Here is a 6,602-nt window from a genome sequence, read left to right as displayed (position 1 = left end):
GTCATCACTTGAAGTAGCTTTTCCCATCGTTTATCAGTTAGCATTGTCCTTGGCATGGTGAACTCAGTTGTGATTTGTTTTTGGCGAAATGATTATAACCTTCACCATGCCGTTCAAAAAATCATCACGAAAGATCAACAGACCCTAGTAACGCATTGGTGATTGCGTCGGTGTAGGCTGTGGTAATGATCTGTTTACCCGCATTACTCGCATCGATATACCAAGGACGAACGCGTGGGTCGTAATCTGCACGATTACGTTCAGGGTGTGATCGGTACATCCCACCTTCTGGCGTACCAAGGAAAATGTCATCAAAACCGCCCGCTTTGCGTGCTTGCTGCAGGAACGGAACCACATCGGCTTCACGGCTGTAGTCGTTGAATGCACTGGCAATATCTTTACGGATCGATATCCAGTCCGAAACGCCTGCAGATGCCGCATTTGCTAAGCTTGTTGCACGTGCATTGACACCATTACGTGTTTGTTTTGATAGTTGATCGGCGGATAGCCACGTCAAAGCGCTTGCCATCAGCACAACGGCGATTAAACTCGCGCCGATGAGTTTTTGTTTTAAGGATAGTTTCATGGTTTCTATACAATTAGTGGAACAGACAGGAAGGGAATTTTATCGGCAATTTCTTACATTTGCACCAATTAATGTCAGTATCTTGACTTAAGATAACGTATTGTTATCCCGATATTTTAATAAACGTATGACGGTGTTTTTTGCGCATGTCATCACCACAGCACTCTATACCCACTTTTGACATCAATTTGTCAACTATTGTATGAGTAATTGATTAAACTCTGCGGCAGAAATGGGCTTGGAAAAAAGGTAACCCTGATACTGATGACATTTTTCCCGACGCAGTAATTCGAGTTGCTCGTCGACTTCTACCCCTTCGGCAATCACCGTTTTGTTTAGGTTGTGTCCCATTTGGATTATGGTTCGAACAATCATATGGTCGGTGACGTCTTCTACGCAGTCATCAATAAATGACTTGTCGATCTTGACCACATCGATAGGTAGATGTTTTAGATAGTTCAATGAAGAATACGCCACCCCAAAATCATCAATGGCTATCGTGACCCCTAGGTCTTGAAGTTTTTTACAAGTCTGAGCAACTTGGGAATGCTTATCCATCATTGCGGTTTCGGTGATTTCAATCTGCAAACAATTGGCTGGCAACTTGTGTTTCTCTAGCTGTTCCATGATGTAAGGAAAGATATCGTCATGAGCAAACTGAACGCTGGAAACATTGATAGAAATAGGAATCAGCGAGCCCTTATCGAGCCAAGCCTTAGCCTGAATAATGGCTTGTTCGAAAACCCATCGGCCGATTGGGATGATTTGCGCGGTTCGCTCCGCAACACCAATAAAATCATTGGGTGCCACAAGCCCTAAATCTGGATGCAGCCAGCGGATCAAGGCTTCCGCACCGACGATCTTATTGCTTTCTAAATCGACTTTTGGCTGATAGACAAGGAACAATTGCTGGTTATCAATCGCGCCTTTGAGTTCTATTTCAATCTGATGCGCACGAATCGTCTCATCCATCAATTCATCATCGTACCATTGGACACGAATCGATTCGTTCTGCTTGCCTCGAGCAACAGCCGCATCGACGTTTTTTCCCCATACTTTGATGTTATTTTGCGCATCACTTAGCAGAGCACATCCTCCTCTGTATCTCAGTCTGTGCGAAGTGTTGTGGATCTTACACACTGTGTCATGATGCGCCTCAAGTCGATCGATAAGTTTATTCACTTCATAGAGTTCGCCATTCTGGCAGGCAACCAAGATAATCAGTTCATCACCGCCTAAGCGAAATAGTTTTCCGTGTCCACCTACAAGTCTTTTAATGTGGCAAGCGAATTGATACAGTAATTCATCACCATAACCGTAGCCCAAATCGTCATTCACTTTCTTTAAGTTGTTCAAGCCGACCTGAATCGCTGCATAGTCCATCTGATCACTGGAACTAAGGTCACTCACCGCTTGGAAAAAGGACTTACGATTAGGCAGATTGGTCAAATAGTCAGTCAAACTTGCCCGCTTATACAACCGTGATTGCTTTTTCGCTTTTTGCTGATAGAAGGTCATCACTGTGGCAAATATCGTAATAAAGAGTACTTCAATTGCATCTTCGACGAACTCGTCAAACTCTTCAGTAGGAAGATCAATAAGGTAGCTGCCTATCAGCCCAAGTCCCACCGCGATTGGCCACAGTGAACCTGGAAACAAGATGATGTAGCAGAGGGGTAAGACAAGTAAGCTTTCTTCAATGGCATCCATCTCTAAAGGTTCGATAATCGAACCTCCGAAGATCAAGAATAAAGAGACCAAACTTGCAATAATTTTAAGTCGCCTATGAGGTGAAAAGTAAGCGACTAACATAGCAATAGGAAACGCAGTGTAAAGCAGACGAATAGACTTATGTTCAGAGATAAGTGTATAGGTTATTAGGGCAACAGAAATAAAGAAAAAAGCTGTTACACCATATTGGACTACTCGATTGAAATGCTTCAACTGCACTCAACCCTCCTTACTAAAAATGCCTGCAAATAAGCCTATAAATGACCAAGAAGCATACAGTATGCACAATCATTAAATAGAACACAATACCATTAAATGATTATACTACTAACCTAAAGCATAGTCGAAAATGTTCCTATGACCTCTATCACCTTAAATAAAAAGACAAAAAAAATGCCAGACTTTCGTCTGGCATTCCTCATTAATTAGATTATTACTTTAGCTTAGGCTTCAGTATCATCACTTTTTTGGTCTGCCTCTGGTGCTTCTGATGATACAGTTTGTTCACCTTCAACACCCTCTTCACCTTCTGGAAGTTCAGCTTCTTCAACTTCGTCAATTCGCTGTAGACCAACAACGCTTTCATCAGCTGAAGTACGGATGAGCGTCACACCTTGAGTGTTACGACCCACTTGGCTTACTTCCGCTACGCGTGTACGAACCAAGGTTCCAGCGTCGGTGATCATCATCATCTCGTCGCCTTCCTCTACCTGAACCGCACCAACCACTGGGCCGTTACGTTCAGAAACCTTGATTGATACTACACCTTGTGTTGCGCGTCCTTTGATTGGGTACTCTGTAAGTTCAGTACGCTTACCAAAACCGTTTTGAGTCACAGTCAGGATGTCACCCTCGTTAGAAGGAACAATTAGCGATACTACTTGATCGTCATCGGCCAGTTTCATACCACGAACACCTGCCGCTGTACGTCCCATTGCACGTACTTTATCTTCACTAAAGCGAACAACTTTACCCGCTTTAGAGAACAGCATGATGTCACTTTGACCGTCTGTAATGTCAACACCGATCAGAGAGTCATCTTCACGTAGATTAACCGCAATCAGACCATTTGAACGAACGTTTGCAAACTGATCCAGTGACGTTTTCTTAACTGTACCGTCGCCAGTCGCCATAAAGATAAACTTATCGGCACTGAACTCAGAGACTGGCAGAATCGCGGTAATACGCTCGCCTTCTTCCAGTGGAAGAATGTTGACGATTGGTTTACCACGTGCAGTACGACTTGCTAGCGGTAGTTGGTACACTTTCAAGCGGTATGTCTTACCGCGAGTAGAGAAACATAGGATGTTGTCGTGGGTATTCGCCACTAGAAGACGTTCAATGTAGTCTTCTTCTTTCATCTTAGTTGCGCTCTTACCTTTACCACCACGACGCTGAGCTTCGTAATCGCTTAGGATTTGGTATTTGACGTAACCTTCGTGAGAAAGTGTTACTACTACGTCTTCACGAGCAATCAGCTCTTCCATGTCGATATCATGGCTTGCGGCAGTAATTTCTGTACGACGAACATCGCCAAACGCATCACGAACAGATTCAAGTTCTTCACGGATCACTTCCATCAAGCGTTCTGTGCTTGCAAGGATGTGCATCAGTTCAGCAATCTCTTCTAGAAGTTGCTTGTATTCATCAAGAATTTTCTCGTGCTCAAGACCTGTTAGTTTGTGTAGACGTAGGTCTAGAATTGCTTGTGCTTGAGTTTCTGTCAGGAAGTACAAGCCATCACGGATACCGTATTGAGCTTCTAGCCAATCTGGACGAGCAGCGTCAGTACCAGCGCGCTCTAGCATCGCCGCCACATTACCCAAATCCCAGCCGCGAGCAACCAAGCCTGCTTTAGCTTCAGCTGGCGTTGGTGCGTTACGGATAAGGTCGATGATTTCATCGATGTTCGCTAACGCTAGTGCTAAACCTTCTAGGATATGTGCACGGTCGCGCGCTTTACGTAGTTCGTAGATAGTACGACGAGTCACCACTTCACGACGGTGATCAACGAAGCACTTCAACATATCTTTCAGGTTGAATAGCTGAGGTTGACCATTGTTCAGTGCAACCATGTTGATGCCGAACGTTGTCTGCAACTGAGTTTGAGCGTAAAGGTTGTTTAGAACCACTTCGCCTACTGCATCGCGCTTACATTCGATAACAATGCGCATACCGTCTTTATCAGACTCGTCGCGCAGTGCACTGATGCCTTCTACTTTCTTATCTTTTACAAGCTCCGCAATTTTTTCAATCAAGCGAGCTTTGTTTACCTGATAAGGGATCTCGGTAACAATGATGGTCTCTTTACCATTCTTTTCTGTCTCGATTTCCGCTTTAGAACGCATGTAGATCTTGCCACGGCCAGTCTTGTAGGCATCTACGATACCTTTGCGACCGCTAATTAGCGCCGCTGTCGGGAAGTCTGGGCCTGGAATGTAATCCATCAGCTCATCAATAGTGATTTGTTCATTATTGATGTACGCAAGACAGCCATCAATCACTTCACCAAGGTTATGTGGTGGAATGTTGGTTGCCATACCTACCGCGATACCAGAAGCACCGTTTACCAGCAGGTTAGGAATTTTTGTAGGTAGAACAGCTGGAATTTGTTCAGTACCGTCGTAGTTTGGTACATAGTCCACTGTTTCTTTATCTAGGTCTGCGAGAAGTTCGTGGGCGATTTTAGCCATGCGAACTTCGGTGTAACGCATTGCCGCCGCTGAGTCACCATCGATCGAACCGAAGTTACCTTGACCGTCGACTAGCATGTAACGGAGCGAAAACGGCTGTGCCATACGTACGATAGTATCGTACACAGCGATATCACCATGTGGGTGATATTTACCGATTACGTCGCCAACAACACGGGCAGATTTTTTATATGGTTTATTCCAATCGTTACCAAGTACATTCATCGCGAACAAAACGCGGCGGTGTACAGGCTTTAGGCCATCACGCACATCTGGAAGAGCACGACCAACGATAACTGACATCGCATAGTCTAGGTATGAACCTCGAAGCTCATCTTCAATGTTTACGGGCGTGATCTCTTTCGCTAGATCGCTCATAGAGCCATTATCCCTCTATTTATAGATCGTATGTACAATACGTTTAAGGTGCAAAAATATAACATACATTTCAGTAGTTCGGCATTACTTTCCCTCTCCTTTTATCAGGTTGTGAGGTTGGTTGTGAATCAAACGCCGAGAAATTGCACACTGATCTTATATCTTGCTGATTAGTGGCTACATTTTGTTCAACAATCGATAAAAGTGCCCCCTCCTTGTGGAGTGTTATCATTTAAAGGGTATAATGCCCCCTTCAAGGAAGCTGGTTAATTAATAGAGTTGTTATGACCCAATCACAAAACGTCGATCCAAATGAAATTAAGAAGTTTGAGGATATGGCCTCACGCTGGTGGGATTTGGAGGGCGAATTTAAGCCACTACACCAAATCAACCCATTACGTTTAGACTATGTTCTTGACAAGGCTGACGGCTTATTTGGAAAAAACGTCCTCGATGTCGGTTGTGGTGGCGGTATTCTTGCTGAAAGCATGGCAAAGCAAGGTGCTGTGGTGACTGGTCTAGATATGGGTAAAGAGCCCCTTGAAGTTGCTCGCCTTCATGCCCTTGAAACAGGAACTAAGCTCACTTACATCCAGAGTACCATCGAAGATCACGCTGTCGACAATGCAGGTAAGTACGATGTTGTGACCTGTATGGAGATGCTAGAACATGTTCCTGATCCTCAGTCAGTCATTCGCTCATGTGCAGCACTTGTAAAGCCTGGTGGTCATGTTTTCTTCTCTACTCTCAACCGTAACGTTAAGTCGTATCTGTTTGCGATTGTGGGTGCAGAGAAGCTGCTTAAAATCGTTCCTGAAGGGACGCATGACCACGATAAGTTTATTCGCCCTGCTGAGCTAATCAAGATGGTCGACAACACAGATTTGACTGAAATGGCGATAACTGGTCTGCACTACAACCCTCTTACCGACACCTATAAACTAGGTCGAAATGTTGACGTGAACTACATCGTCCACACTCAAAAGTTTTAGCAAATTTCACCTGATTAAAGACAAGGTTATGTTTAAGGCGGCAGCACAAGCTCACCGCCTTTTTTAGTTCTTTTTTAACCTATTTTTGTCGATCTGATTCCAATTTAATCAACTCAATAATCGCACTCAAAATTGAGTAAAGATCAAGGGATTTTTTTTTGTTTATGGTTACTTCTAAACCGATCCTCAAAGTGCAGTTTTACACAATCTTTGCTGCTCTAA

Annotated in this window: 3 protein-coding genes and 1 pseudogene; 1 reads left to right on the top strand and 3 read right to left on the bottom strand. The window is 44.0% G+C overall.

Annotated elements, in window-relative coordinates:
• Positions 1-136: 136 nt before the first annotated feature.
• From QTN94_RS13925 to gyrA, 3 genes and pseudogenes are all read right to left on the bottom strand, one after another.
• Positions 137-586, bottom strand: a pseudogene (locus tag QTN94_RS13925) (methyl-accepting chemotaxis protein); the annotation flags it as partial.
• Positions 587-781: 195 nt separating this feature from the next.
• Positions 782-2,536, bottom strand: coding sequence for a putative bifunctional diguanylate cyclase/phosphodiesterase (locus tag QTN94_RS13920; RefSeq protein ID WP_331427974.1), 1,755 nt, complete (start codon positions 2,534-2,536; stop codon positions 782-784).
• Positions 2,537-2,760: 224 nt separating this feature from the next.
• The gene (gene gyrA, locus QTN94_RS13915) at positions 2,761-5,388 is read right to left on the bottom strand and encodes a DNA topoisomerase (ATP-hydrolyzing) subunit A (RefSeq protein ID WP_331427973.1); all 2,628 of its coding nucleotides are present in this window, start codon (positions 5,386-5,388) and stop codon (positions 2,761-2,763) included.
• Positions 5,389-5,672: 284 nt separating this feature from the next.
• Between gyrA and ubiG the strand changes: the two genes are divergently transcribed.
• Positions 5,673-6,380, top strand: coding sequence for a bifunctional 2-polyprenyl-6-hydroxyphenol methylase/3-demethylubiquinol 3-O-methyltransferase UbiG (gene ubiG / locus QTN94_RS13910; protein ID WP_331427971.1), 708 nt, complete (start codon positions 5,673-5,675; stop codon positions 6,378-6,380).
• Positions 6,381-6,602 lie beyond the last annotated feature (222 nt).

The sequence above is a fragment of the Vibrio sp. M250220 genome, from assembly GCF_036533795.1.
Taxonomy (GTDB): domain Bacteria; phylum Pseudomonadota; class Gammaproteobacteria; order Enterobacterales; family Vibrionaceae; genus Vibrio.
This window is presented reverse-complemented; position numbering and strand designations above follow the sequence as displayed.